Raw genomic sequence first — 26,624 nt, 5'->3', positions numbered from 1 at the left:
TTCACCGGCAAGATGCTCGACGAGCGCCTGGGCAAGATCACCTTCTGGACGCTGTTCGTCGGCTTCCACGGCACCTTCCTCGTCCAGCACTGGCTCGGCACGGGAGGGATGCTCCGCCGGGTCCCCGACTATCTGGCGGTGGAGGGATTCACCACGCTCAACACCGTCTCGACCATCTTCTCCTTCCTCCTCGGCCTGTCGTTCCTGCCGTTCTTCTACAACATCTGGAAGACGGCCAAGTACGGCAAGAAGATCGAGGTCGACGACCCGTGGGGTTACGGCCGTTCGCTGGAGTGGGCGACGTCCTGCCCGCCCCCGCGCCACAACTTCCAGACGATTCCCCGTATCCGCTCGGAGTCGCCGGCGTTCGACCTGCACCACCCCGAGATCGCGGCGGACGAACAGCGGGCCCTGCGATGACGGCGATGGACGACCGCCCGGTACGCGTGCGGGCCTTCATCAACGACGTCGAGGGCCATCTCCTCGTGGCGGCCGCCCGCGCCGAGGGCCGCACGGCGGCACGGCACTTCACCGAGCGGCTGCCCTGGCTGACCGACACCCAACGCGCCGAGGTGGAGCGGCTCTACGCCGAGGAGCACCTGTCGCTCACCCGGCACGGCTGGCAGCACATCGCCCGGCGCGGGCACCAGCTGCGCTCCGAGTACGAGGAGACGTACCGCGCCCTGCGGCGGCGACTCCTGCTGCGGAGCCTGGTGGGCTTCGTCCTGGCGCTGACAATTCTGCTGGTCCTGGCGGTTCCGGCAGTTCCGGTGGGGCAGGTTTTCTTGAGGATTCAATAAGGCAGAATGTCCTCCTCGGGGTAGTTCTCTTGGGGGTCCTGTGCTGCTTGTCGATCTTTCCACCGTGGCGCCGCGCGAGCGGGCGGACGCGTTCCACCACGCGCTGACCGACTCCTCGGTGCCCAACGAGGTCGTCCACGAGGAGCCCGAGACGGGCATCCACGCCCGCATGGAGCTGTGGCGCGTGGGCGGCCTCGACCTCTTCGCCACCCGCAACTCGGGCTTCGAGGTGCGGCGGAACGAACGGCACGTACGGCATCACCGCAGCAACCCCGTGATCTCCGTCTCGCTCCAGTTGTCGGGCGCCCACCGCGCCGAGGTCGCGGGGCGGCAGCGGGTCCTCGGCCCGGACGACATCTGCGTCTTCCACGAACTGTCGCCGCGTGTCTACGGCTGGTCGGGCGACGGCGCCTCCCAGGCCATGATGTTCGACGTGAACCGCCTCGACGTACCGGTGGACACCGTCGAGCAGGCCTCGCACCGGCTGCGCGCGAGCCCGATGTACGACCTCGTCCTCAACCACCTGCGCGGGGTGTGGCGCGACCCCGGGCGCCTCGAAGCCGACCCCGGCGCCGGGGCCCTCGCCACGGCCACCACCGAACTCGTCCGTGCGCTGCTCCTCTCGGCCGCGCACGCCGAGGACTCCCCGACCGTCCGCTCGACGATGGACGACACGCTGGTCACCCGCGTCCTCGCCTACGCGCGCCGCCACCTCGCGGACCGCGACCTCACGCCCGAACGGATCGCGCAGGAACACGCCGTCTCCGTGCGCAGGCTCTACCTCCTGCTCAACGACGCGGGCATCAGCCTCGAACAGTGGCTCATCACCGAACGCCTCGCCAAGGCACGCGAGATGCTGGCCGCGCCCCGCTACGACCGCCTCACCGTCGCGGCGGTCGCCGCCCGGTGCGGGTTCAGCAGCCCGAGCCACTTCAGCCGCCGCTTCCAGGCCGCCTACGGCGCGTCCCCCAGCGAGTGGCGGCGGCACCGCGACAGCCCCGGCGCCAAGGAGGTCGACGCGACCTGACGCGGCTCAGGCCGCGTGCAGTGCGGCGTGCAGGGTGTCCGTCACCTGGATACGGGCCGCCCTGGAGGCCTCCGTGCGGCGGAGCAGGTCGAACAGGACGAAGCCGTGGATCGTGCCCTGGTAGCGGATCGACACGACCGGCACGTCCGCTTGCCGCAGGCGCGCCGCGTACGCCTCCCCCTCGTCCCGGAGCACGTCCGCCTCCGCCGTGAGGACCAGCGCCGACGGCAGCCCGCGCAGCAGGCTCACCGGTGCGCGCAGCGGCGAGACCGCGGCGTGCGCACGGCTCTCCGGGTCCGGCGCGTACTGCCGCCAGTATTCGCGCATGGCGGCGCGGCCGAGGAAGTACCCCTCCGCGAACCGGCGGTAGGACGAGGTGTCCATCGCCGCGTCGGTCACCGGACAGACAAGGACCTGGTGGCGGAAGCCGGGCCCGCCGCGCTCGCGCGCCGCGAGGGTGAGGGCCGCCGCCTGCTGGGCGCCCGCGCTGACGCCGACGACCGCCATCCTGCTCCCGTCCAGGCGGCATTCCGCGCCGTGCCGGGCGACCCACCGGGCGACGGTGTGGGCACGCTCCACGGCGTGGGGGTGCCGCGCGTCCTCCGGTACGTCGTACTCGGGAACGACGACCGCGGCGTCCGCTCCGAGCACGAGGTCCGTCACCAGCCGCCGGTGCGCGTACGCGTCCGTCAGCATCCAGCCGAGTCCGTGCAGGTACAGCACGACGGGCAAGGGCTCGTCCGTGCCGGCGGGGCGCAGGATCCGTACCCTGATCCGGCTCCCTGCGGGTCCCGGCAGGGCGAGCCACTCCTCCTCGACATCCGGTTCGTCGCCACCGCCGCCGTCCCAGAGGGCCGCGACGCGGGCCCTGGACGCGGCAGGGTCGGTCTCCGACGGCACGGGGCACGCGTACGCCTCGGCGAAGGCCCGTGTCCATCGTTCGAGGACAGGTGTCTCCCGGGCGGCCGGGACGTCTGCTTCCACGGGGACTCCTGCACGAGGGGCGGATCACGGGGCCGTTCGCGGCTCCGCCGGGCACGGAGTACTCACCCTAGGACGCCGTCGGCCCGAAAGGGGCCCGGCCACCTTACGGATCCATGCCGCTGCGTGCACACTTCGGCCGCCCACCCCGCCGGCCACCCGCCCTCATCACACCGAAGGACAGTCATATGACCTAACGCCTCCCCCGGTTGTCGGCCGAGACTCGCGGCAGGGCCGTGGGCCAGGGGCGACCGTCCCCCTCTGCCACGCACCGTGCACCGGCCCGGGGACGGACGAAGGGAGCCCTCCGTGAACGCTCGATCCGCGACGGCCGTGTCACCGGGCCCGGGCACCGAGACGTCGACCGACGTGGCAGCCGCCTTCTCGCGATGGCTCACGCCCGTCGTCGCACCCGCCGAACCGGACACGCGCCCCGACGGGCTCGTGACACTCCACCACTTCGGATACGTACGCGTCCTCACCTGCGAGGCGGTCGGGCCGCTGCGCCTCGTCCGCAGCTCCCGCTCCCCCGCGCGGGACTCGGCAGACGCGGTCGCCCTCCTCGTCCCCCGCGAAGGGACCGTACGGCTGGCGCAGGACGGGCGCGGCACGACCGTGTCGAGCGGCGAGCTGACCCTGATCGACCTGCGCCGTCCCTTCTCGATCGAGCACCAGGAGCAGGCCCGGACCCTCATCCTCCGCCTGCCCCTGCACGCGCTGCACCTCCCCGCGGTGCCCCTGCGCTCCCTCACGGCCCGCGCCGTCACCCCGTCCGAGGGCGCGGCCGCGCTCCTGCCCGCGCTGCTCCCGCGGTTGGACGCGCCGGGGTCCCGGGTGCCGGCTCAGGTGGGCGAGCGGCTCGGGGGCGTCATCGCGGACCTGGTCGCGGGTCTCGTCGAGGACCTCGCCGCCGACGCGGAGGGCCCACCGGGCCCCGACCGCCACCCTCTCCTCGTCACGATCCTCGACTACATCGAGACCCACCTCGGCGACCCCGACCTGTCCGCGGAACGCATCGCCGCGGCACATCTCATCTCGATCCGCTACCTCCACCGCCTCTTCGAGGCAGAGGGCGTGACCGTGGGCCGGCTGATCCAGCGTCAGCGCGTCGAGAAGTGCGCCCACGAGCTCGCACGACGCGGGCGGGTGAGCCCGTCCATCGCCGTGGTGGCCGCCCGCTGGGGCTTCCGCAGCGCGGCCCACTTCAGCCGCGCGTTCAAAGCCGTCCACGGTCACTCGCCACAGCAGTGGCGACGCCTGGCGACCTCGCCGGAGGCGGACCCCAGCTGACGGCTCCCGCGGCGGCCTACGCGGCGGGTCTCGTCCTGCCGTCGCGCCAGTCGCTGGGGGACATGCCGTATGCCGCGCGGAAGCTGCGGCTGAAGTGGGTGGCGCTGGCGAAGCCCCAGCGGCGGGCGACCGCCGACACCGTGATGTCGTCGCGCCCGGGGCGGGCGAGTTCCCGCCGCGCCTCCTCCAGGCGGCGGCGCTGGATCCACCGGCCGACCGTGCTGTCCCGGCCTTCGAAGAGCTTGTGCAGATAGCGGATCGAGATGTGCTGGGCCTCGGCGACGCTCGCCGGGGTCAGGTTCCTGTCCCACAGATTGGCGTCGACGTACGCGTGCAACCGGCCCATCAGGGCCTCGCGTTCCTGCCCGCCCTCCCGCGGCACGGGGCCACTGTCGCCCGGACCGCTTTCGTCGTCCTCGACGGCGAGCAGCCCGACCAGGTCGGCGACTGCACCCGCGAGCCGGAGCTCGGTGCGTGGCGTCTGCCCGGGCCGTGAGCCGGCGACGTCCCGCAGCAGCGGACCGAGCAGCGGCGCGACGGTCCCGTCGGCGAAGGGGACCCGGCCGCCCAACTCCCTCACCTGCCGATCGGTGAGGGTGAGCGCGCGCCGCGGTATCCGTACGAGGTGCAGTTCGAAGTCTCCCTCCTCGTCCAGGACGAAGGGTTCCGCTCCGTCGCAGGCGAAGAGGTCACCCGGCAGGCAGACCTCGGTGCTCCCCCGCCGGACGAGGGTGGCCCGGCCGAGGCTGTGGATGCCGAGGAGGACGTACGGTTCGGTGACCGCGTCGCCTTCGGGGTCGTGGTGGGGGTCGTGCCGCACGGACTGTGCCGTTCCCCGCACCGTACGCACGTGGAGGAAGCCGACCGTGCGGGCGGTACGGGCGTCGCACATGGCGGTGGGGCTGTGGGTCATGATCGTTGTCAGGCTCATACGGAGTCAGCCTGGGGTGTCCTGCCGTCCTTGACGAGGGCGTGCGGCATGCCCTGCGGGCAGGGGCAAGAGCCGTGCACGGTGGGGCATGGCGGCGGTGTCACGGTGATTCGGAGGCGGTCCGTACGCGACGGAATGCGGTCGGCGGATGGATACGGCCGGCGGGTGAATGCGGTCGGACCGGTGCGTGCTGTCGGACGGGCCACGGGCCATGGCAACGGGACGAGGGGAAGGTCATGGGGAACGGACAGGGCGACAGGACACTTGTCGGCCGCCGGCGCGAACAGGCGCTGCTGGAACGGTCCCTGGAACGTGCGCGGGCGGGAGCGGGCGGCTCGGCGACGGTGCTGCGCGGCGACGCCGGCATCGGGAAGACCACCTTGCTCGACTGGACGGCGACGCGCGCGGCGCGGGACGCCTTCACCGTCCTGCGCGTCGTGGGGAACGAGGCGGAGTCCGGCATCGCCTTCGGCGCGCTGCACCACGTACTGCGGCCGCTGCGCGAGAACTCACGCGCGCTGCCCCCGCACCAGCGGCTCGCGCTCGAACGGGCCCTCGGCCTGCGGGACGGGCTGCCCCCGGAGGGCTTCATGGTGGGCGCGGCGGCGCTGGCCCTGCTCGCGGAGGAGGCGCGCCGCCGTCCGGTGCTCGTCCTCGTCGACGACCTGCACTGGGTGGACCCGTCCAGCGCCGCCGTCTTCGTCTTCCTTCATCAGCGGGTCGCCGAGCTTCCCGTGGTCATGGTGTGCACGAGCCGGCCCGACCGCGCCGCCCTGGAGGGCTGGCCGGCCCACCCGGTGGACGTCGAGGCGCTGTCGGGCGAGGACGCCCGCACCCTGCTGCGGCGCTGGCACCCCGGGCTCGCGGCCGCCACTGCCCGGCGCGTGATGGACGAGGCCGCGGGCAATCCGCTGGCTCTGGCCGAGTTGCCCGGCCAGTTGGCGGCCGAGCACCGCAGGGGTGTGGTGCCGCTGCCGGAGAGGCTGCCGCTGGGCGAGCGCCTGGAGGAGCTGTTCGCCCGGCGGCTGCGGTCGCTCCCCGAGAGCGCGGCACGGGCCCTGCTGCTCGCCGCGCTGGACGGCGCCGCCACCGTCGGGAACGACGCGGTCGGAAACGACACTGACGTGAACGACGCAGGCGGGAACGACACAGACGGGCAGGAGGCGGACGAAGACCGTGCCGAACGGATTCTCGGGCGTATCGAGGCGAGCGGTCTCGCACGCCTGGACTCCGTGGGGCGGCTGGTGTTCCGGCATCCGCTGGTACGCAGCGCGGTGATCGCCTCCGCATCGGCGGCCGAGCGGCGCGCCGCCCACCGGACGCTCGCGCAGCGGCTTCGCGAGGACGACCCCCGACGGCTGCTGCACGAGGCGTCCGCTGCGGACGGCACGGACGAACGGCTCGCCGCGCGGCTGCAGGAGGCGGGGACCCGCATCGCGCTGCGCGGCGGTGACGCGGAGGGAGCGCTGCTGCTCGACCGCGCGGCGGCCCTCGGGGCCGACCCCGGCGACCGGGCGCGGCGGCTGACGTGGGCCGCCGTGATGTCGGCCCGGGGAGGACGCCTCGCGTACGCGGCGGAACTGGTGAGGGAGATCCGGCGCGGACCGGTGCCCGAGGACATCGCCCCGCTGTTCGCCTACGCGGTCGTGTACGTCGACCAGAGTCATCACGTCGACTTCGCCTCGTCGTTCGCGCTGCTGCCCGGCGCCCTGGCCGCGCTGACCGCTCCCGGCGCCCCGGCGTTCGGCGATCTCGTCGAGCAGATGGCGTTCAAGCTGCTGCTGGCCTCGGCCTACACCGGCGACCGGCGGGGGTGGGAGGCGCTGGAGCGGCATCGCGAGCACCTCTCCCCCGCGGCTCTGCTGTGCCACCGCGCCTGGTCGGACCCGCCGCGCACGGCGCACGGCGCGGAGGCGGAGCTGCGGGGCCTGGTGGCGCGTATGGCGGTGCAGCGGGAAGCCGCCGGTGCGTGGCTGCTGTTGTGGGCGGCGGCGGCGGTGGACGCGGCCGACGAGAAGCTGTGGCGGCTCTTCAACGACGAGCACACCTATGCCACTCAGGGGTCCGTCGCCAAGGCGCGGTGCCATCAGGCGTTTCTGCGGGGGCGTTGGGATGACGCGGAGGCGTGTCTGCGCGAGGCCGACATCGCCGAGGAACTCGGCTACCACTGCAATGCCCTGCTCTTCCGGCACTACTACGCGCACTTCCTGGCAGGCCGCGGCGACGAGCGGGGCCTCCGCGCGGTGCGGGCCCGCGTCGAACCGGCGGCGGCGCGGGCACGGATGCGGTTCGTCACCGACCACCTCGACCGCCTCCAAGCCCTCGCGGCCTTGGCGCACGGTCGGCACGAGGAGGCGTACACGCTGCTACGCCGTTTGATGGCGCCGGGTGAACTGCCGCGCGGCCTGGCCTGGTTCCACCTCCCCTTCTTCGACTTCGTCGTCGCGAGCCTGCGCTGCGGCCGCCGGGCGGAGGCACTCGCCCACGTCGAGGCCGGGCGGGCGGCGGGGATGGACGCCGTCTCCGCGCACCACGCCTTTCTGCTGGCCGCGGCCTGCGCGATCACCGCCGACGACGAGGAGGCGGATGCGGCGTACGCGGCGGCCTATGCGGTACCGGGCGCCGGCGAGTGGGTCTTCGACCTGGCACGCCTTCGCCTGTCGCACGGCAGCTGGCTGCGCCGCCGGGGCCGGTGCGCCGAGGCGACGGAGCCACTGCGCGCCGCGGCCCGCGCCTTCCAGGAACTGCGCGCCGACCCCTGGCTGGCCCAGTGCCAGGCGGAACTACGGTCCGCGAACCGCTTCCGGGTCTCCGCACCTGTTTCGCCCCCCTCGACCGCTGCAACTCTCCCCACCGTCTCGACTCTCCCGAATCTCCCGACCGTCTCGGCCGACGTGCTCACGGCCCAAGAACTCCGCATCGCCCGCCTCGTCTCCACCGGCCTGACGAACAAGGAGGTGGGCGCCGCCCTACACCTGTCCCCACGCACGATCGGCGCCCACCTCTACCGGATCTTCCCCAAGCTGGGAGTCACTTCACGGGCCGCTCTGGCGAGGGCGCTGCCGGGGCCGGACTCCGGACGAGCCGATCACCGCGCCACGCGATAGCGGAGGTAGACGACTTTGGAGTTGAAGGTGCGGGTTTCTACGAGGTCGAGGTTCACTCGGCGCTCATGCCGGGGGAAGAACGGGGTGCCGCCGCCGACCAGCACCGGGTGGACCACGGCGCGGTACTCGTCGATCAGGTCCGACGCGGCCGCCTCGGCGGCGAGGGTCGCGCCGCCGATCGCGATGTCGCCCTCGCCCGGCTCGGCCCGCAACCGCTCGATCTCCTCGGCGAGGCCGCCGGAGAGCAGGCGGGCGTTGCCCTGCACCGAGGTCAGCGTGGTGGAGAACACCACCTTCGGGAGCGGGTTCCAGAGTGCGGCCCACTCGCGCATGGAGTCGTCGAGCGAGGGGTCCTGGTCGGCGGTCTCCCAGTACAGCATCGTCTCGTACAGCCGTCGTCCCAACAGGTGAACGTCGACGTCTCGGATCTCGTCGATCCAGAAGCGGAAGACATCCGGGTCGGGGTCCGTCCAGTCGAAACCGCCGTCCGGGCCGACGATGTAGCCGTCGAGCGAGACGCCCATCGAATAGGTGACGCTGCGCATCAGAAGTCCTCCTCGGTGACGGTCGCGTCCGTACCGTCCGTACGGACGCCGGACGCGCCGGTGGCGTCAGGGGAAGTACAGGGACGCCTTCTCCAGGACGTGACGCGTGAACATTCCGCCCCACGCGACTCCGCCCCGGTACATGGTGACCCGGGTGGCTCCCGGGGCTGTCTCCACCGTGAGAGGGCGGCCGACCACGGACGTTCCCAGGATCCGGGCGTCTCTGGCAGCCCACTCTCTCGCGGACGGCTGGACGCCGCCACTGACCAGAGCGGGCAGGACCATCATCGCGTTGCGGGCACCGGGCAGGCCGCTACGGAGGCTCTGCGCATAGCTCAGCGCCCACCCGGTGAACTCGGCCAGCGAGGCGTCGTCGACTTCGGGGACCGCGGCGGCGAGGACGAACAGCTCCACCTTCGTGCCGAACCACCGCGCTTTGCGGTCCGAGCGGCTGCCGACCGCTACCGGGTGCTCGCGCCAGGTCGTCGCGGTCACCCCGCATCCGTCGGCCGCCAGCCGCTCACGAAGTGCCTCCACGTAGCTGTCGGCCGCGTCGGCCGGTGGTGCTCCGTCGGTTCGCTGCTGAGTCATGCGGGGATCATCCAGCACAAGGGGGGCACGGGGAAGACGGTTACACCGATCGGCCCGCTGCCTGCTCTCCGTCTTCGAGGGCGCGGGCGATGCCGGCCCGCGTCGTGATGCCGAGCTTGGGGAAGACGCGGTAGAGGTGCGCGCCGATCGTGCGCGGCGACAGACCGAGTCGCTCACCGATCTGCCGGTTGGTCAGCCCTTCTGCCGCGAGTTCGGCGATGCGTGTCTCCTGTGCCGAGAGGGACGGGTGCCGGTGTCCTCCGGTTGGTCCGCCGGGTGTCCCGACGGCCGCCGTTGCCGCAGCGAGTTCCTGCGATGCCTGTGCGGCCCAGGGCGCGGCGCCGAGACGGTTGAACGCGGTGAGCGCCGTCCGGCAATGCGTGGCCGCCCGCTCGGGCCGACCGTGGCGTCGGAGCCACGCCGCGTGGGCCAGGTGGGCGCGGGCGAGCGGGAAGGGCCAACTCTCCGCGCCGGGCAGGGTGTACACGGCCTCGTACCGCTCCGCCGCCTCGTCCTCCTCCGCGGCGAGGGCTTCGGCGACGGCCACCAGGAAGGTGTGGTGCGCTGACGTGCGGGCGAGGCCGGACGAGCTGACGGCGTGCAGGTGGCGTCGCGCTTCCGCGCGCCGTCCGCTGTCGACCGCCGCCTGTATGCAGTCGACGAGCGACAGATGGAGCCACGGGCTGCGGGCGGGGAGCTCGCCGGGCGGCATGAGAGCGCGCGCGTGATGCCACGCCTCCTCGGCGAGACCGTGCCCGAGTGCGCACAGCACTTGCGCCGCCCGCAGGCGATCGGTGACCAGGCGCAGGCCGTGGGCTCTGGCGGACGCGCCGAGCGCGGACTCCAGCGCGGCGAGCCCGGCCCGGTCCCCGCGAGCGGCGAGGATCTGTGCGGTGTTCTGCAGGAACAGCGTCTCGGTCAGCGCGTAGCCGTGGTCCGCGGAGGTGCGGGCGCCCGCGCGGGATGCGGTCAGGGACGCGTCCCAGCGGCCGTGCAGGAAGTCGTCGTGGGCGCGCAGGCTGTCGATGAACGTCTGCGTCGCGTACGCGTGGCGGCGCGCGAAGGCGCTCCAGAGCGCGTCGTGCTCGCCGACGGCGTCGACAGCGGCGGCTGCCCACAGGAGGAGCCAGGCGCCGGTGGTCTCTCGGTCGGCCGGCAGGGTCGCGATGGTCTCGCGGAGCCGGAGAGGCACGTCGTGGACGGCCTTCTGGAGAGGCACCTCGTGGACGGCCTTCCGGAGAGGCACCCCGTGGGTGGGCTTCCGGAGCGGTGTCTCGTACGCGGCTCGCCCAGGACCGGACCAGGCCTCCAGGGACAGCGTCGCCGCCGGAGAGGCGTGCGCCGCGTGGCGTTCGACGGCAGCCCACGCCCGCTCGTCCCCGGTGAGAACGGCCGTCACGAGGAGAAGGAAGAGCATCGGCTCGCGGAGCACGGCCCGCTCGTCCCGGCGGCCCTCACCTTCCGGTGACGGTGACGACGACGATGGCGATGACGTCTGCGCGTCCAGCACGGCCGGAAGCAGTTCGATCGCGGGGTTCGGATCGGCGTCGAGCTGGAGGCGGGTGTAGGCGACGGCGAAGGCGTATGGGGCCGCGGGTTCGGGTTTTCCGGGGCAGGCCTCCGTCTCGGCCTCGGCGACGAGTTCCGCCGCGAGGTGCGGGCGGCCGCTGCGCACGGCGGCGGCCGCGGCGGCGACGAGGCGGGCCGTTCTGCTCGCCGGGTCCGGGCTCAGCCGGGCCGCCCGCGCCATCAGCTCGGCCGCCTCCGGGTCACCGCCCTGGGCGGCCATGCTGTCGGCTTCCGCGTGCAGCAGTGCGGCCAGTTCGCCGTCGGTGCCGAGCGCGGCGGCGGCCAGGTGCAGGGCGCGGCGGGGGCTCTTGGCGGGCAGGGCGTCCGCGAGCAGCCGGTGTGCGGCGCGGCGCTCGGCCGGTGAGGCGATGTGCACCAGGCAGGCGCGCACCAGCGGATGGTGGAACACGACGAGGCCGCTCTCCGCGTCGGTGTGCGCGAGACCGGAGCTTTCGATGTGCTCCTTGAGCTGTGTCCACGGTGTGCCCGTGGCACGGTCGGCCATGTCCCGCAGCACGGTGCCGCGCCGGGCGGACGCGTCGTCGAGGGCGGCCACCAGCAGGAGGCGCCGCACGGCGTCGGGCAGGGCGCGCAGCCTGTCCTCGTACAACCGCCCGAGGCGCTCGCCCAGCGGCAGTGCGTCGAAGGGTTCGGTCAGTCCGAGCGCGGCGGGGCCCGCGAGGAATTCGGCGCGGTCGGCGGCCACGCGCCGCAGTTGTTCGGGGAGTTCGTGCAGGGCGAGCGGGTTGCCGCCGGCGGCCCGCAGCACCCTGCGGCGTGCCCCGTCGGGCAGTGCGGGGTGGATCGTGCGGAGGAGCCGCTCGGCCTGTGGCGCGTCCAGCGGCGGCAGGTCGATGACCTGTCCCGGCAGGCCCTGGGTGGCGTCGCGCTTCTCTTTGACGGCGGCCGGCGCGCGGCCGGCCGTGTCGCCCGCCCGCCGGGTCGCGGCGATGGCGACGACGGGCAGCGGGGCCAGATGACGTTGTACGTATCCGAACACGGCGATGCTGGAGGAGTCGGCCCACTGCAGGTCGTCCAGGAGAACCACCGCGGGGCGGCGCGCGGCGGCGTGGGCGAGCAGGGTGAGGGCGGCGCTCGCCACGGTGAAGCCCTCGGGCGGCGTGCCTTCCCGAATACCCAAGGCGCTTTCCAGGGCGTTCCGTTGCTCCTCGGAGAGGCCCTGCGCGTCGTCGAGCAGCGGCCAGAGAACCTGGTGGAGGGCGGCGAAGGGCAGCCCGGCCTCGGCCTCGGCGCCGGTCATCCGCAGTACGCGCAGACCGGCACGACGGGCTGTCGCCTCGGCCGACCTCAGCAGCGCGGTCCGCCCCGTGCCGGGGTCGCCGCGCAGGATCACCGAGGTGCCGGTGGAGCCGATGTCCGCCAGGGCGGCCTCGATGACCGCGATCTGGGCTTCACGCCCCATCAGGTGGGGGGCGTCGCGGCCCGTCGGATCGGCAACGTCAGCGCCCATCAGCGTTTCAGCACGCCGTCCAGCCATTCCACGACCTCGGGGGTCACCGGGTCGGCGAGATCGGCGAACTCCTCGTGCTTCGTCAGGAACTTCGCCACGTAGGGGCAGACGGGCACGATGCGCAGGCCGGCGCTTCGCACGTCGTCCAGTGCTTCTTGTACGAGGGTCGAGGCCAGGCCCTGTCCCGCGTAGGCGTCGTCGATCTCGGTGTGGAAGAACACGCGCCGGCCGTCCCGGTCGCGGTACGCGGTGAATCCCGCGGCCTTGTCCTCGACCAGGATCTCGTACCGGTGCCTGGCGTCCACGCGTCGAACCACCGGAGCCGCTGCGGGCTGCGTCATTGTCGTACTGCCTTTCGGTGGCGCCGATGAAATACCACCACATCTTAAACAGTTCCGGCGTCTGCCCAGGTCAAGAGCGTGATCTGGGAGGTCGGCCCGGATTTGTCAGAGGCGGCAAGTAGCCTCAGGCTCCATGGGGATTCAGATCGATGTCGTGGTGCAGTATCCGGACGGCGACGAGATGGAGCGGGTGCTCGGGCTGGCCGAGGCGGTCGGCGAACCCGTCGCCGTCACGTTCGTGTGGGAGGGGGGTGCGGAGGCGGAGCGGGCCGTGCTGGTGCCCGCGGCCACGCTGGCGCTCTGGGAGCATTGGGCCCCCACGGCATACGCAATGAGAGGCGCCGACAACTCCGGTGACGAAGACGGAGCTGAGGCGCGGGAGCCGGAGCTGGCCCACCCCGCGGAGTTCGGCGCGTTCACGCTCTTTCGGCGTCGCGCGGGAGGGCGCACGGCGGTCGCTCGCGGAGGCGTGGTGGTCGCCGAGCTGCTGGATCCCCACGAGGCGCACTGGTTGGACGAGCAGGCCCGCCACGTCCGCCAGGGCTTCATGGACCCGAAACAGAGGGCGGCGTTCGAGGAGTTCCTCTCCCGACAGCCGCCCGTCCATGAGCAGTGACGCGCCGACTCGATCAGTGACAGTGTCCGACGCCTCGGCGGATCGCGATCTCCACGGGAGAGTAGTGGTCCCCGTCCGGACGTTCGATGCTCGGCCCTTGACCCGGCGCGGGAAGCAGCGGCGGCTGCGCCATGAAGCGGGGTTCGGCACCGTGGTGCGGCTGCGCGGCGTGGACGAGGAAGGGGTGGCAGAGGTAGACGTCACCGGCCCGGCCGGTGGCCAGGGCGAGCGGCCGGTGCTCGGTGGCGGGCACGGCACGCTCGGCGAGTTCCATGAAGGGCAGACCGCCCTCCTGCTCGGGTCCGAGGAGTGCGGCGACGTCCAGGTGGGACCCGACGCGGATCCGGGTGGGCGCGTCGTCCTTCCCCACGTCGGACATGAGGAACAGCATCAGGAGCCACCGCCCGCGAGAGGCGACGTTCACCCGGTAGGACATGAAGTCGGCGGGGTCGTCTCCCGGGTAGCTCGCGTCGATGTGCCATCCGTCGTCGCCCGGGTCCCGGTCGCTGGGGAACCGCACGGGGAACGTACCGAGTCCGCCGAGAGGCGCCCAGCGCCCCTCACCGACGAGGGCATCGAACGCGGCGTGGAGGCGGGGCGAGTTGGCGGCGGCCCGGAAGGGCTCCTGCGCATAGGCGCCGAGCCGCACCACGGGGCTCTGCCACGTCGCCGGGTCGTCGGGCTCACCGTCGATGTCCTGCCACATGATGTCTCGGCAGGCCGCCGCGAGATCGCGCGAGAAGGCCCCCTCCACGCGGAGGAACCCCTTCTCCACGAACTCGGACACGTCGCCGTCACTGATCACTGACTCACTCATGCTGTGAGCGTGTCATCGGGGCGAGGACGCCCACCCGACAATTCCCGCACGGCTGCTGTCGGGCGACACGGCTGCCTGTCAGGCGACCCGGCTAGAACACCGACCAGCCCGTCACCGTGGTGAAGTGGTCGAGCGCCGCCACGCCCGCCACAGAGTTGCCGTAACTGTCCAGGCCCGGGCTCCAGACGCACAGGGTGCAGCGTCCCGGGATGACCGCGACGATGCCGCCGCCGACCCCGCTCTTGCCCGGCAGGCCGACGCGGTAGGCGAAACTGCCCGCCGCGTCGTACGTACCGCAGGTGAGCATGACCGCGTTGACCTGCTTCGCCTCGCGCGCGGGCAGCAGGCGCGTGCCGTCGCCGCGCAGCCCGTGCCGGGCCAGGAAGGCCCCCGCGAGCGCGAGGTCGCGGCAGCTCATACGGATCGCGCACTGCCGGAAGTAGTGCTCGAGGACCGTGGCCACGGGGTTGTCGAGGTTGCCGTAGCTCGCCATGAAGTGCGCCAGAGCCGCGTTGCGGTCGCCGTGCTCGGCTTCGGAGGCCGCGACCACCGGGTCGAAGGCGACGTCCGGGTTGCCGCTCTCCGTGCGCAGGAACTCCAGCATCGTCGTGGCGGCGTCTCCGGTGAGGCTCTGCAGCCGGTCCGTGACGACCAGCGCGCCGGCGTTGATGAAGGGGTTCCGCGGGATGCCGTTCTCGTACTCGAGCTGGACCAGCGAGTTGAAGGGGTTGCCGGACGGCTCCGTGCCGACCCGGTCCCAGATCCGCTCGCCGCCCTCCGCCAGGACGAGCGCGAGGCTGAAGGCCTTCGAGATGGACTGGACGGAGAACGGCTCCTGCCAGTCCCCCACCCCGTGCACCTCACCGTTGACGTCGGCGACCGCGATGCCGAACCGCTCGGCGTCCACGCCCGCGAGCGCCGGGATGTACTGAGCGACCTGGCCGCGGCCCACCAGCGGCCGGGCGAAGGCAGCGACTTCTTCTAGAACGGCCTGGTAGTCCACAACAACCTGAGCTCTCTGCGTGTACGGCGCGGCCGTCTCATCCTGAAAAGCCGCTGGTCCGGGGCTGTGTCGTCGACCGCGGCCACAGAATATCGCCCGGTGGAGACGTCCTCTTGTCCGGGATGTCGGGATGGCCTGTTCACCGCAGACGAGCGCGCAGGAACCTCCCGCCGAGCCGCACCGCCGCAAGCGTCGGCGGGCTGTCGCGCAGAGCGGTCAAGGACACGAAGTCGTGGACGGTGCCCTGGAAGCGCGCCGCAGTAGCGGCGACACCGGCCTGGCGCAGCCGGTCCGCGTACTCCTCCGCCTCGTCCCGTGCGACATCGGCCTCCGCGGTCACGATCAGCGCAGGCGGCAGTCCCGCCAGCTCGGCCATGCTCGCACGCAGCGGGGCCGCGGTCGGCTCGTCCCGCTGCCGGGGTTCGACCGCGTACTCCCGCCAGTAGGACCACACGGCATCCCGGGTGAGCTGGTATCCCGTGGCGAACAGCCGTTGCGACGGGCTGTCGCAGCGGGCATCGGTCAGGGGGTAGTACAGCAGCTGGGCGCGGAGCTCCGGGCCCCCACGCTCCCGGGCCAGCAGCGTCAGCCCCGCGGCAAGGGTGGCCCCGGCGCAGTCACCGGCGACCGCGAGCCGTTCGGTGTCGAGCCTGAGCGACTCGGCCTGTCCGACCGTCCAGTTCAGCAGGGCGTAGCACTCTTCGAGGGCGATCGGGTAGCGGCTCTCGGGTGTGCGGCTGTACTCGGGCACGACGGCCGCGACACCGGCTTCCCGCACCAGCTCGCTCACGAGCCACGCGTGGGTCTGCGCGTCGCCCAGCATCCAGCGGCCCCCGTGGGCGTACAGCATGGTGGGGGGCCGGCCCGTGACTCCGGTCGGCCGGAAGACCCAGAAGCCCACCAGGCCGGTGGGTCCGACGGGCGCCGCGTGAAACGTGGCAGCCACGTCGAAGTCGTCGATCCGGTCCCCCTGGGCCTCCTGCAACGCCTGGCGGGCGGTCGCCGGTTCCAGCTCGTGGAGGAAGGGTGGTGTCGCCGATGCGTCGACGAGCCGTTGCACCAGGGGGTCGAGAATCACGGGCCGCGGCTGCTCGGCGTGCCTCTCCCGGTCAGGCTCCGGCCGCATTCGTTCCGCCTCTCGCTCGGGCCCCTGGGTACGGGTCGTTCGCACGTCAGCTGTCGTGCAGGAGGTCCCGAAGTTGATGGCGGTTGCTGATGCCCAGCTTGGGATACACGTTGTAGAGGTGCGAGCCCACCGTACGCGGCGAGAGGAAAAGCCGTTCGCCGATCTCGCGGTTCGACAGGCCGGCCGCGGCGAGCCGCGCAATCTGATGCTGCTGGGCCGTCAGCTCGGCAAGCCCCTCCGCCGAGGCCGAGGTGGCCGCGGAGGCGTCGACGGCGCCCGTCGCGCGCAGTTCGCCGCGGGCGGCTTCCGTGAGTTCCTTGGCGTCGAGCCGGGCCGCCGTCTCGAGCACCGCGGTCAGCTGTGCGCGGGCCTCCAGGGGCCTGCGGCGCCTGCGCAGCCAGATCGCGTAGTGCAGACGGGCCCGGGCCCGTTCCATCGGCCAGGTGTCGCCCTCGGGGTTGACCAGAGCCAGCCGGAAATGGTGCTCGGGGTCCGCTGTGGCGTCGACGAGTGCCGCTGCGTGGTGCATCAGGAGTGTCATGCGGGTCGTCGGCCGCTCGCCCAGGCCCGCCCGCACCGCGTCGAGCACGCGCGCCGCCTCGCCCTTCCGGTCCACGCGCTGCGCGGCGGTGGCCAGCTCGCCGACGGAGCGCGCGGGCAGGAAGGGGACGACTGGCGATCCGTCTGCACCGAACAGGGACCTGAAGTGGCGGAACGCACGCTCGGCATCCCCCAGGGCGAGCGCGTGCAGGCCGCTGGCGCGCAGCATCCTGGCCCGGGTGGCGCGGTTCTCGTCGAGGCTGACGGAGCGCCAGTGCGAGCTGGTGAACGGGATGTCCGGCAGGCTGTCGCCGCGCAGTGCGCGCAGCGTCACGTCCAGCGCCTCGAGGTCCATGTCGACACGGGGCAACCGGTGGACGACCGCCTCGGAGCGCCCTTCTTCGATCAGGGCCTGGGCCTCCGGCCATCGGCCCATGGCGATGAGGGTGTCCACGTGGTTCGGCAGCGTCCACAGCCGTGAGGCCCACGTCCGGTGGGCGCCGTGCAGTGTGCTCGCCTGCCGGTACATCTCCGCGCACCGCTCCGACTCGTCGGCGTAGTACGCCACCGAGGCGTGGGTCAGCAGCCGGGTGGGTGGAGTCGGGCCGGCATGCGTTCCGGCGTGCGGTCCGGACGGTGGGACCGGCGTCCGGCGAGTTCTGCCGCCCCCGCGGGCATGGGCATCGAGACCGACCGATACGTAGGTTTCCAGGGCAGCCAGGACACCGGGCCCGGTGAGGCCGGAGAACTCGCACGGGTCCACGCGTTCGGTGCCTCCGGCGGGTCCGGTGTCTCCGACGGGTTCAGTGCCTCCGGTGGGTGTGTCGCGTTCGGAGTGCTCGGCCCGGTCGCCCCCCGGCCCGGGTGTCGCCCGGGCCAGCCGGCGTGCGTGGTCGAGCAGACGGGGCAGCTCCTCCCGATGCTCCGGCAGACCCGACTGCTGGGCGATCGCCGCCACGAGCGCCGTGAGCGCGAACGACGTGGTGGCGGTACGCGGTGGAGCGTGCCGCGACGTGTCCAGCAGGAGCCCGAAGGCTTCCCTCTGGAAGGAGAGCAGCGACAGTGCGGCGGCCATGGCACAGGCCGCGACGCAGCGCAGGTCCGGGTCGCGGGCGACCCGGGAGAACTCCGCATACAGCTCACAGACCCACTCCGGGTCCCCGAGCATGCTCGCCGCCGTCATGGCCGCGGTGAGGCGACGGGCCCGGCCCTCGTCGTTCCCGCTGAGCCGCGCCGCCTGCTCCAGTGCCCTCGCCGCGATGTAGTGGTCTCCCGCGTTCGCGGCGTGCACGGCGGTCACGCGTTCCAGTGCGGCGGCGACCTCCTCGTCGGGACCCATCGCGGCGGCAGCCAGATGCCAGGCTCGGTACGCCGGGTTCTGGCCCTCCGCCGCCGCCAGGTCGCGGTGGGCCCGCTGCCGCAGCTTCGCAGGCACTCGTTGGAATGCCGCCGCGCGCACCAGCGGATGTCCGAACGCGAGGCGGCCGTCGGCGATGCGGATCAGCCCGCCCTCCTCCGCCGGGGTCCAGACGGTGAGGTCGTCGGTGTCCAAGGCCGCCATCACGACGCGGAGTTCCTCCTCCCGGAGTGCGGCCGAGGCGTAGAGCAGCGCGCGTTGTGCGTGATCAGGAAGGGCCTCCAGACGTGACGCGAACACCTGCGGGGCCGAGGCCGATCCGGCACCGGCGCGCGATGCCCGGTGCAGGTCCACGATCGCCAGCGGGTTGCCCTCCGCCTGCCGCAGCAGGTCCAGCCGGAGCCGCCCCCGAGGCGCGTCGGGCTGCGCGTCCAGGAGCCGGGCCGCTGCCCCGGCGGACAACGGCCCGAGCCTGAGGACGGGAAGATCCGCCGGGACTCCGGACGGAGGGGCTTCGCCGCGTGCGGTGAACAGCATGGTCACCGCCTGGTCCGTGAGCTGCCGCCATACGGAGAACAGGACGTCCAAGGAGGCGTTGTCCCACTCCTGCACATCGTCCACCGCCACCAGCAGCGGGTTCCTGCGCGCGAGGCGGGTCAGGAGTGCCAGCGTGGCGGCGCTCAGCGCACGTCGCTCCCGCACAGCTCCCACGCCCGGCTCGTACGCGGTACGCGGCACCGGCCACCGGGCCCACGGAAACATGTCCGGCTCCTCGGACACCGGGAGCAGCAGCCGGTGCAGCGCGGCGAAGGGCGCCGGTTCCTGTCCGCCCGGGCCGCGCGTCGACAGAACCCCGGACCCTTGCGCCGCGGCCGACTCCGCGGCGAACCGCAGCAACAGAGACGTGCCGGTGCCGGTCTCCCCGAGCACGAGCAGTCCCTGCGGGCCGGACCGCGCGTCAAGGCACCGCAGGAGCCGGCTGACTTCCTCCTCACGGCCGATCGGCACAGCCGCGCGTCCCGCTTCGAACTCCGTCATCGCACTCCGAACTCGCCTTGCGGGCGGCTTCTTCCCACCCCCGCGGGAATGGTCCCAAGAGGGGGTACAGGCCGCTTCTGTCATGTGACCAGTCATGCGGGCCGAGCGCCTGGCAAGATGACATCAACGCTGTGAGCAGGTATTTCGCGGCTGACCCCGCACCACTGGGCGGTCCGGGGCAGCCGTGGGGGCGGGACTGGGGAGAACATGGACGTCGGCGCCGTGGAGGCACACACGCGGAGCATCCGCGGCAGGGCCCGTGAACGGGAGCGGATCGGCGGACTCGTCGACGCCGCGGACGGCCCCGGCGCGAAGGTGCTGGTGCTGACCGGTCAGCCGGGTGCCGGCAAGAGCACCCTGCTGGAATACGCCGCCGACCTTGCAGCGGCGCGAGGAAGGCGGGTGCTCCGCGTGCGCGGCTGCGAGGGTGAGCAGAGCCTCGACTTCGCGGGAGTGCACCAACTGCTGCGCCCCGTACTCCGCGACCTCGGCCGGTTGCCGACGCGTCAGCGCGAGGCCCTACGACACGCGTTCGGTATGGACGACGGTGACGGTGTCGCCCACGGAGCCGGCGGCACGGACGACGGTGACGACACAGGCGACGGGGCCGGGCAGCAGATCCCTGAGCCGCTGGTGATCAGATCCGGGGTGCTCACCCTCCTCTCCGAGGCGGCGACGGAACGGCCCCTGCTCATCGTCGTCGACGACGCCCAGTGGCTGGACGTCTGCTCCCTGGACGTGCTGGCGTTCGTCGCCAGGCGTCTCGAAGGCGAACGGATCGCCCTGCTGCTCGCGGCACGGGACGAGTCGGTGCCGGCGCGCTTCGACCGCGACTTCCCCCATCTGGCGACCGGCCCCCTCGACGGGGCGGAGGCAGGCCTTCTCCTGGACGACCAAGCGCGCCCGCCGCGCGGCAGGGCACGCGCCCAGATCATCGAACAGGCCGCAGGCAACCCGCTCGCACTCATCGAACTCGCCCAGGCCTTCGCCGAGGGGCGGGGCCTTCACAAGCCCGGTGCGGTCGACGCTCTGCCCCTCACCACCCGGCTCGAGCGGCTGTTCGCGGCCGAGCTGCCGGGACTTCCGCCCAAGACCCGGCACGCGCTGCTCCTGGCGGCGGCCGCCGGCACGGACCGGCTCTCCGATGTCCTGCACGCCGTGCCGGGCCTGGACGACCCCGAGGTGTGGCGGCCCGCCGAGGAGGCACGGCTCGTCCGGGTCGAGAACGGCGACGTCCGGCTGCGCCATCCGCTGATCCGCTTCGCGATCCACCAGGCCGCCTCCTTCGCCGACCGCCGTGAGGCCCATCTGACACTCGCCGCCGCGCTCGCACACGAGCCCGACCGTCGAGCCAGGCACCTCGCCGCGGCCGCGTTCGGCCCGGACGAGGAGGTCGCCGACGCTCTGGCGCAGAGCGCCGAGCGCTCCCGGCGGCGCGGCGGATACGCGGCAGCGGCCACCGCGCTGGAACGAGCGGCCGAACTCACCCCGGACACCGAGCGTCGCGCCCGGCGCCTGCTCGCCGCCGCCGTCTCCGCCATGTTCGCCGGATATCCCCAGTGGGTCGGCGAGATCGCGGCCCGGGTGGGCCCCCTGACGCAAGATCCCGAGCTGCTCGCCGAGGCCTCCCTGTGCGGAGGCTGGTCGCTGTCCGTCACCCTCCGACATGAGGACGCGCTGCGCTTCCTGCTGCCGGTCGCCGAATCGATGGCCACCGCGGCGCCCGCCCTGGCGTTGGACGCGCTGGGGACGGCGGCGACTCCGGCGTACAACTCCGGTGACCCCTTCTACCGCGCCGAACTCCAGCGCGTCGGTGACCTGATCCCCTTGCAGCCGGACCGGAGCGACAGGCTGTGGGCCGAGGCGGTCGCCCACCCCTTCACGGAGCGGGAAGAGGCGCTGCGACGTCTGCGCGACGTGGCGGGCCCCTCCTGGGAGGGCCCGGTCTCGGACCCCACCACGCTCGGCGACCTCACCATGCTGGGGGCCACCGCCTGGATCCTGGACGAGACCGACCTGTCCGTACGTCTCCTCGGCCGGGCCATGGACCACTACCGTCCGGCCGCCACGGCCGGCGCCAACTGCACGGTCACGCAGGCACTCGCCCTCGCCCTCTTCGACAGCGGGGCATGGACGGCGGCCTGGTCCGCGGCCGAGGACGCCTACTCCCTGGCCGCGGAAGCCGGGGCGGAGAACGTCGCCGTGGGGGCGCCGATCCTCCAGGCCACGTTGCGTGCCGTCCGCGGTGACCACGCCGGTGCGCGGGAGCGGGCCGCAGCGGCCGTCCGCGGCGTCGAGCTGGGCAAGTCCCGCAGTCTGTACGTCCGGCACTGCCAGGCGCTCGGCATGGCGGCGCTCGCGGAAGGCGACCACGGAGCGGCATACGAGCACTTTCGGCGCGTATTCACGCAGGATTCCCCTCCCGTCCCCGTGCACCACCATGCTTCGCCCTACCATCTCGCCGATCTCGCCGCGGCCGCCGTGCGCGTCGGCCGGGCGGACGACGCCCGGGCCGTGCTCCGAGCCGTCGAGGACCACGTGGGCACGCCACGCTCCAGCCGCCTGGCCACGATCGTGCACCGTGCCACGGCGCTCCTGAGCCCACCCGACGACGCTGAGCCGCACTTCCTTTCGGCGCTCACCGACCCCGCCGGCGCGCGGTGGCCCTTCGAACGCGCCCTCGCACAGCTGGACTTCGCCGAATGGCTGCGCCGTCGCCGCCGGGTTGCGGAGGCACGCCCGCTGCTGGCGAGCGCCCTGGAGGTGTTCGAGCGGCTCGATGCCCGCCCGTGGACCGAACGTGCCATCGCCGAGCTCCGCGCGGCCGGCGTGGCCGTCGGGGCCTCCACCGCCCCGGAAGCCGTGGCCGGTCTGACGCCGCAGGAGCTGCAGATCGCCCAACTGGCCGCCGAGGGGCTGACGAACCGGGAGATAGGCGCCCGGCTCTATCTGTCCCCTCGCACCATCGGCTTCCACCTGCACAGGATCTTCCCGAAGCTCGGCATCACGGGACGCGGTCAGCTGCGGGACGCCCTCAGCCCTTGACCGGACCTCCGTCAGCCCCTTCCACCGGTGAGCTCGCTGATGGCGCGGTCGAGGTCCAGGTGGAGGTTCTCCGCTCCCTCGGGCACCAGCGCGAAGGTCCGCCGGAGAAACATGGCCACCTCCGGAACCGCCATTTCGACCAACGCCGAGCCGCTGGTGTTCCTCAGGACGATGCGCAGGGAGCTCCGATGGCAGCGGTGCCGGGGAATGACCAGCACGTCACCTGAGCCGGTCGGCCGGTGCAGTCCTTCGGTCATCAGCTTCCGGGCGAACACCCAGTCGACGGGTCTCGTCAGCGGTGCGCCCAGGGAAAGGCGGACGGCGTAGGGGTCCGTCATGTCGTAGTGCAGCTCCGCGGGCAACGGTGCGGGCATGCCCTTCGGAACGCTGACGTGCGCCGTCACCGCGTACGTGACCGTGCTGAGACGCTGATCCATGAATGCCCCAAAGAATGATTGCGGAAGCGGTTTTCTACGCCCGACCATAAATTTCGGTGGCTGGCACAGGTTGTCGCGGAACGCACGGAACATGGCCCATGAATGAACTGTGTTCCGGATCGTGTCTCCACGAATGCCACGCGAATTCGACCGGTGGTCGTCCGGCGCCCATGGGCCGAAAGCCGAGCGCTGCCGTGGTGCACTGCCGGGCCCCGAACAGTGCACGGAGGGACAACTGCTGCGCCCGGCTCCTCATTAGCGTGGCCACCGCCCCGTGAGCGACCATCCGAGGAGCACCCGTGCCCAAACAGACCGTTGCCGAGCAGTACGTCGACCTCATGGCCCGCGCCGGAGTGCGCCGCATGTACGGGGTGGTGGGCGACAGCCTCAACCCCGTCGTCGACGCCGTCAGACGGCACGACGCCCTGGAGTGGGTCCAGGTCCGGCACGAGGAGGTCGCGGCCTTCGCCGCCGGCGCCGAAGCCCAGCTCACCGGCAGGCTGGCGGCGTGCGCGGGGTCCTGCGGACCGGGAAACCTGCACTTGATCAACGGCCTGTTCGACGCCCACCGTTCGATGGCTCCGGTCCTCGCGCTGGCCGCGCAGATCCCCAGCCGCGAGATCGGAACCGGCTACTTCCAGGAGACGCACCCTGACCGGCTGTTCGAGGAGTGCAGTCACTACTCCGAGCTGATCTCCTCGCCCCGGCAGATGCCGCGGGTGGTGCAGACGGCGATTCAGCACGCGGTCGGGCGGCGTGGAGTGTCCGTCGTGTCGCTGCCGGGAGACGTCGCCGCCGAGAAGTCCCCGGTGGGCGGGGCCGAACTCGCGATGCCGCTGGACCGGCCGGCGATCCGTCCCGCCGACCATGACCTGACCCGGCTGGTGGAGCTGGTGGACGCCGCCGAGACGGTGACCGTGTTCTGCGGCCGGGGTGTCGCCGGTGCCCACGCCGAGGTGATGGCGTTCGCCGAGAAGGTCAAGTCCCCGGTCGGCCACGCGCTCCGGGGCAAGGAACACATCCAGTACGACAACCCGTACGACGTCGGCATGTCCGGACTGCTGGGATACGGCGCCGCGTACGAGGCCATGCACGAGTGCGACCTGCTGATACTCCTCGGCACCGACTTCCCGTACACGAACTTCCTGCCCCGGCACGTCAGAACGGTCCAGATCGACATCCAGCCCGAACGCCTCGGCCGCCGCACCCAGTTGGACTTCGCCGTGTGGGGGGACGTCCGCGAGACGCTGCGGTGCCTGACCCCGGCCGTGCGGGAGAAGCCGTCCCGCCGGTTCCTCGACCGGATGCTGGACCGGCACGTCCACGCCCTGGAGGGCGCCGTCGGCGCCTACACCCGCGATGTCGACAAGCACACCCCCATCCACCCCGAGTACGTGGCGGCGGTCCTCGACGAAGAGGCCGCCGACGACGCGGTGTTCACCGTGGACACCGGGATGTGCTGCGTGTGGGCCGCGCGCTACCTCACACCGAACGGCCGCCGCCGCATCCTGGGCTCCTTCGTGCACGGTTCGATGGCCAACGCCCTGCCGCAGGCCATCGGCGCGCAGTTCCTCGACCGGACGCGTCAGGTGGTGTCGCTCTCGGGCGACGGCGGCTTCTCCATGCTGATGGGCGACTTCCTGACGCTGGTGCAGTACGGACTGCCCGTGAAGGTGGTCGTCTTCAACAACTCCTCCTTGGGCATGGTCGACCTGGAGATGATGGTGGACGGGCTGCCGCCGTACGGCACCGGCTATCCGCACACGGACTTCGCGGCCATAGCCACGGCCGCCGGTGCGCGCGGCATTCGCGTCGAGAAGCCCTCGGAGGTGCGTGACGCGCTGCGTGCGGCCTTCGCCCATGACGGGCCCGCCCTGGTCGACGTGGTGACCGATCCCGACGCACTTGCGATCCCGCCGAAGATCACCTCCGAGCAGCTCACCGGCTTCGCCCTGTCGGCGAGCCGCACCGTCCTCACCGGTGGTGTCGGACGCATGGTGCACCTCGCCCGCGCGAACATCCGGAACATGCCGCGGCCATGAGAGACCGGGACCAGCCCGGCAGCCCCATCCCCCCCGAACCGACTGGACACACATGGAAGACCCGACCGGCACGACACATCACACCGCCGTACTCAACGGGATCAGGCAGCACTGGGTGACCGCCGGGCAGGGTCCGCCCGTCTACCTGCTGCACGGCTTCCCCGAGACCTGGTACGGCTGGCGCAAGCAAATACCCGTACTGGCCGAGCGGTTCACCGTGATCGCTCCGGACCTTCGCGGCTACGGAGACACGGAGAAGCCCGCCTCCGGCTACGACAAGCGGACCATGGCCAACGACATCGTCGCGCTGATGGACCATCTCGGGCACGAGAGGATCGCCCTCGTCGGCCACGACCGCGGAGCGCGCGTCGGCACCCGGTTCGCCAAGGACCACCCCGGCCGGATCGACAGGTTCGTGGCCATGGACAACATCCCCACCCGGATCATCGCCGATACCTACGACGTGAGCCTCGCCCGGCAGGGGTACTGGTTCTTCACCTTCCTCGGCGTGCCCGACCTTCCCGAGGCACTGATCTCCGGCCGTGAGGAGATCTGGCTCACCCACTTCTACCGGAGCTGGTCGTACAACCCCGACATGCTCACTCCGGAGGAGATCGCCGTCTACGTACGCGCCTACCAGCAGCCGGGCGCGGTGCGCGGATCCTGCATGGACTACCGAGCTGCACCCGAGGACGTCGCCCAGGACCGGGAAGACGCCGACCAGCTCATCGACTGCCCGGTGCTGACCCTGTGGGGCGAGGACTTCAGCGCCGTCGGACAGGCATACGACGTCCTGGACGTATGGAAGGGCATCGCTCGCGACGTCCGCGGCGTGCCCATCGCCCAGTGCGGGCACCTCTGCCAGGAGGAACGCCCCGACGTCGTCAACCGGGAACTCCTCGACTTCCTGGCCGACTGGAACGGCTGACCGGGACGCCGTATCCCGGTCCCGGCCCCGGGAAGAGCGCGCCCGCCGACGTGGACACGCTCAGGCCACAGACAGGGCGCTGACAGACAAACACCCCGGCCGGCCGTCCCTAGAGTTGCTCACATCCGGTCAGCGCATAACGCACGCAACCGGCACCGGGGGCGGGACCCGCGACATCTCGCGGTATTTCCCCGACGCCGCCTCACGGCATCCCCGCCGAACACCCAACCCCACCCCACCACCCCATTGATGAGGGAGTTTCCCATGCCCAGTTCCGCCAAGCCGACCGTCGTCCTCGTGCACGGCGCTTTCGCCGACGCCTCCAGCTACGCCCAGGTCATCCCCCGGCTGATCGCCCGCGGCCTGGACGTGGTCGCCCCGGCCGTCCCCAACCGCAGCCTGATCGGGGACGCCGCCTACGTCGCCTCCGTCGTCCGGCAGATCCCCGGTCCTGTCGTCCTGGTCGGCCACTCCTACGGGGGCGCGGTCATCACCGTCGCCGGTACCGAGGACAACGTCAAGGCACTGGTCTACCTGGCCGGTTACGCCCTGGAGAAGGGCGAGAGCCTGGGCGAGCTGCAGGGCCGCTTCCCGGACAGCGACCTCGCCGCCGCGCTCGTCTACACCCCTTTCCCCATCGAGGGCTCGGCGACGCCCGGCACCGACGTGTCGGTCCGTACCGACAAGTTCCCCGCCATCTTCGCCGCCGACGTCGACCCGGAACTCGCCGCCGTCCTCGCCGTGTCCCAGCGACCGCTGGCCGCACAGGCCTTCGCCGACGCCGCCCCGGCCGCGGCCTGGAAGACCAAGCCGTCCTGGGGCCTGGTCGCGTCGTCCGACCACACCATCAACCCCGACGTGGAGCGCTACGGCTACCAGCGCGCCGGCATGACCACCGTCGAGGTCGACTCCTCCCACCTGGTGATGCTCGCCCACCCCGAGCGCGTCGTCGACCTGATCGAGGAAGCCGTACGGGCCACCTCCAGCTGACGCCACACCCACCTCTTCGCAGATCCTCCACC

At 72.2% G+C, this 26,624-nt stretch carries 21 protein-coding genes; 10 read left to right on the top strand and 11 right to left on the bottom strand.

The annotated features are described in order from the left end of the window. The 3 genes from ACH4D5_RS21680 to ACH4D5_RS21670 form a co-directional block, all read left to right on the top strand. Window positions 1-420: cbb3-type cytochrome c oxidase subunit I (locus ACH4D5_RS21680; protein WP_398304838.1), on the top strand; the 420-nt coding region annotated here is incomplete at its 5' end. A gap of 5 nt (window positions 421-425) precedes the next feature. Then, window positions 426-800: a hypothetical protein gene (locus ACH4D5_RS21675; protein WP_398304835.1), complete on the top strand. Its 375-nt coding sequence runs from the start codon at window positions 426-428 to the stop codon at window positions 798-800. A gap of 64 nt (window positions 801-864) precedes the next feature. Next, on the top strand, window positions 865-1,827 hold the full coding sequence (locus ACH4D5_RS21670; RefSeq protein ID WP_398304832.1) for a helix-turn-helix domain-containing protein: 963 nt from the start codon (window positions 865-867) through the stop codon (window positions 1,825-1,827). A gap of 6 nt (window positions 1,828-1,833) precedes the next feature. Here the strand turns inward: ACH4D5_RS21670 and ACH4D5_RS21665 are convergent, their stop codons facing one another. After that, window positions 1,834-2,811, bottom strand: coding sequence for an alpha/beta hydrolase (locus tag ACH4D5_RS21665; RefSeq protein WP_398304829.1), 978 nt, complete (start codon window positions 2,809-2,811; stop codon window positions 1,834-1,836). A gap of 306 nt (window positions 2,812-3,117) precedes the next feature. Here ACH4D5_RS21665 and ACH4D5_RS21660 point away from each other — a divergent pair, with 306 nt between their 5' ends. Further along, window positions 3,118-4,098, top strand: coding sequence for a helix-turn-helix domain-containing protein (locus tag ACH4D5_RS21660; RefSeq protein ID WP_398304826.1), 981 nt, complete (start codon window positions 3,118-3,120; stop codon window positions 4,096-4,098). Between the two features lie 16 nt (window positions 4,099-4,114). Here the strand turns inward: ACH4D5_RS21660 and ACH4D5_RS21655 are convergent, their stop codons facing one another. Further along, window positions 4,115-5,029, bottom strand: coding sequence for a helix-turn-helix domain-containing protein (locus tag ACH4D5_RS21655; RefSeq protein WP_398304823.1), 915 nt, complete (start codon window positions 5,027-5,029; stop codon window positions 4,115-4,117). 236 nt (window positions 5,030-5,265) lie between these two features. Here ACH4D5_RS21655 and ACH4D5_RS21650 point away from each other — a divergent pair, with 236 nt between their 5' ends. Next, window positions 5,266-8,136 (top strand): AAA family ATPase, encoded by a 2,871-nt coding sequence (locus tag ACH4D5_RS21650; protein WP_398304820.1) that lies wholly within the window; start codon window positions 5,266-5,268, stop codon window positions 8,134-8,136. Here ACH4D5_RS21650 and ACH4D5_RS21645 read toward each other — a convergent pair. From ACH4D5_RS21645 to ACH4D5_RS21630, 4 genes are all read right to left on the bottom strand, one after another. Further along, on the bottom strand, window positions 8,118-8,681 hold the full coding sequence (locus ACH4D5_RS21645) for a dihydrofolate reductase family protein (RefSeq protein ID WP_398304817.1): 564 nt from the start codon (window positions 8,679-8,681) through the stop codon (window positions 8,118-8,120). The genes ACH4D5_RS21650 and ACH4D5_RS21645 overlap by 19 nt on opposite strands. A 66-nt stretch (window positions 8,682-8,747) precedes the next feature. After that, complete coding sequence (locus ACH4D5_RS21640; RefSeq protein ID WP_398304814.1) at window positions 8,748-9,272, bottom strand: hypothetical protein; 525 nt, start codon at window positions 9,270-9,272, stop codon at window positions 8,748-8,750. A gap of 40 nt (window positions 9,273-9,312) precedes the next feature. Next, window positions 9,313-12,312 carry an AAA family ATPase gene (locus tag ACH4D5_RS21635; protein ID WP_398304811.1) on the bottom strand — a complete coding sequence of 1,000 codons (3,000 nt, stop codon included), beginning with the start codon at window positions 12,310-12,312 and terminating at the stop codon, window positions 9,313-9,315. Further along, complete coding sequence (locus ACH4D5_RS21630; protein ID WP_398304808.1) at window positions 12,312-12,653, bottom strand: GNAT family N-acetyltransferase; 342 nt, start codon at window positions 12,651-12,653, stop codon at window positions 12,312-12,314. The genes ACH4D5_RS21635 and ACH4D5_RS21630 overlap by 1 nt, the downstream gene beginning before the upstream one ends. Window positions 12,654-12,786: 133 nt before the next feature. On the opposite strand from ACH4D5_RS21630, the gene ACH4D5_RS21625 reads away from it, so the two are divergent. Further along, complete coding sequence (locus tag ACH4D5_RS21625; RefSeq protein ID WP_398304805.1) at window positions 12,787-13,269, top strand: hypothetical protein; 483 nt, start codon at window positions 12,787-12,789, stop codon at window positions 13,267-13,269. Between the two features lie 13 nt (window positions 13,270-13,282). Here the strand turns inward: ACH4D5_RS21625 and ACH4D5_RS21620 are convergent, their stop codons facing one another. The 4 genes from ACH4D5_RS21620 to ACH4D5_RS21605 form a co-directional block, all read right to left on the bottom strand. Further along, window positions 13,283-14,086 (bottom strand): phytanoyl-CoA dioxygenase family protein, encoded by an 804-nt coding sequence (locus tag ACH4D5_RS21620; RefSeq protein WP_398304803.1) that lies wholly within the window; start codon window positions 14,084-14,086, stop codon window positions 13,283-13,285. A gap of 91 nt (window positions 14,087-14,177) precedes the next feature. Continuing rightward, on the bottom strand, window positions 14,178-15,089 hold the full coding sequence (locus ACH4D5_RS21615; protein WP_398304800.1) for a glutaminase: 912 nt from the start codon (window positions 15,087-15,089) through the stop codon (window positions 14,178-14,180). Window positions 15,090-15,228: 139 nt separating this feature from the next. Next, window positions 15,229-16,215, bottom strand: a complete 987-nt coding sequence (locus tag ACH4D5_RS21610) for an alpha/beta hydrolase (protein WP_398304797.1) — start codon at window positions 16,213-16,215, stop codon at window positions 15,229-15,231. Window positions 16,216-16,261: 46 nt separating this feature from the next. Next, a complete protein-coding gene (locus ACH4D5_RS21605; protein WP_398304794.1) occupies window positions 16,262-19,150 on the bottom strand; it encodes an AAA family ATPase in 2,889 nt (962 codons plus the stop codon). 207 nt (window positions 19,151-19,357) lie between these two features. Here ACH4D5_RS21605 and ACH4D5_RS21600 point away from each other — a divergent pair, with 207 nt between their 5' ends. Next, on the top strand, window positions 19,358-22,195 hold the full coding sequence (locus ACH4D5_RS21600; protein WP_398304791.1) for an AAA family ATPase: 2,838 nt from the start codon (window positions 19,358-19,360) through the stop codon (window positions 22,193-22,195). 11 nt (window positions 22,196-22,206) lie between these two features. Here ACH4D5_RS21600 and ACH4D5_RS21595 read toward each other — a convergent pair whose 3' ends face one another. Further along, window positions 22,207-22,632, bottom strand: a complete 426-nt coding sequence (locus ACH4D5_RS21595; RefSeq protein ID WP_398304788.1) for an SsgA family sporulation/cell division regulator — start codon at window positions 22,630-22,632, stop codon at window positions 22,207-22,209. 299 nt (window positions 22,633-22,931) lie between these two features. Here ACH4D5_RS21595 and ACH4D5_RS21590 point away from each other — a divergent pair, with 299 nt between their 5' ends. From ACH4D5_RS21590 to ACH4D5_RS21580, 3 genes are all read left to right on the top strand, one after another. Beyond that, entirely contained in the window at window positions 22,932-24,674 is a 1,743-nt protein-coding gene (locus ACH4D5_RS21590) for a pyruvate dehydrogenase (protein WP_398304785.1), read from the top strand. 52 nt (window positions 24,675-24,726) lie between these two features. Beyond that, window positions 24,727-25,602: an alpha/beta fold hydrolase gene (locus ACH4D5_RS21585; RefSeq protein ID WP_398304782.1), complete on the top strand. Its 876-nt coding sequence runs from the start codon at window positions 24,727-24,729 to the stop codon at window positions 25,600-25,602. 264 nt (window positions 25,603-25,866) lie between these two features. Then, on the top strand, window positions 25,867-26,592 hold the full coding sequence (locus ACH4D5_RS21580; RefSeq protein WP_398304779.1) for an alpha/beta fold hydrolase: 726 nt from the start codon (window positions 25,867-25,869) through the stop codon (window positions 26,590-26,592). Window positions 26,593-26,624: the final 32 nt, after the last annotated feature.

Origin of the sequence: Streptomyces sp. NPDC018029, assembly GCF_044327655.1 — a bacterium.
In the GTDB taxonomy this organism is placed as follows: Bacteria; Actinomycetota; Actinomycetes; order Streptomycetales; family Streptomycetaceae; genus Streptomyces.
Note: the sequence above shows the minus strand (reverse complement) of the source record. Positions and strands in the feature narration are given on the sequence as shown.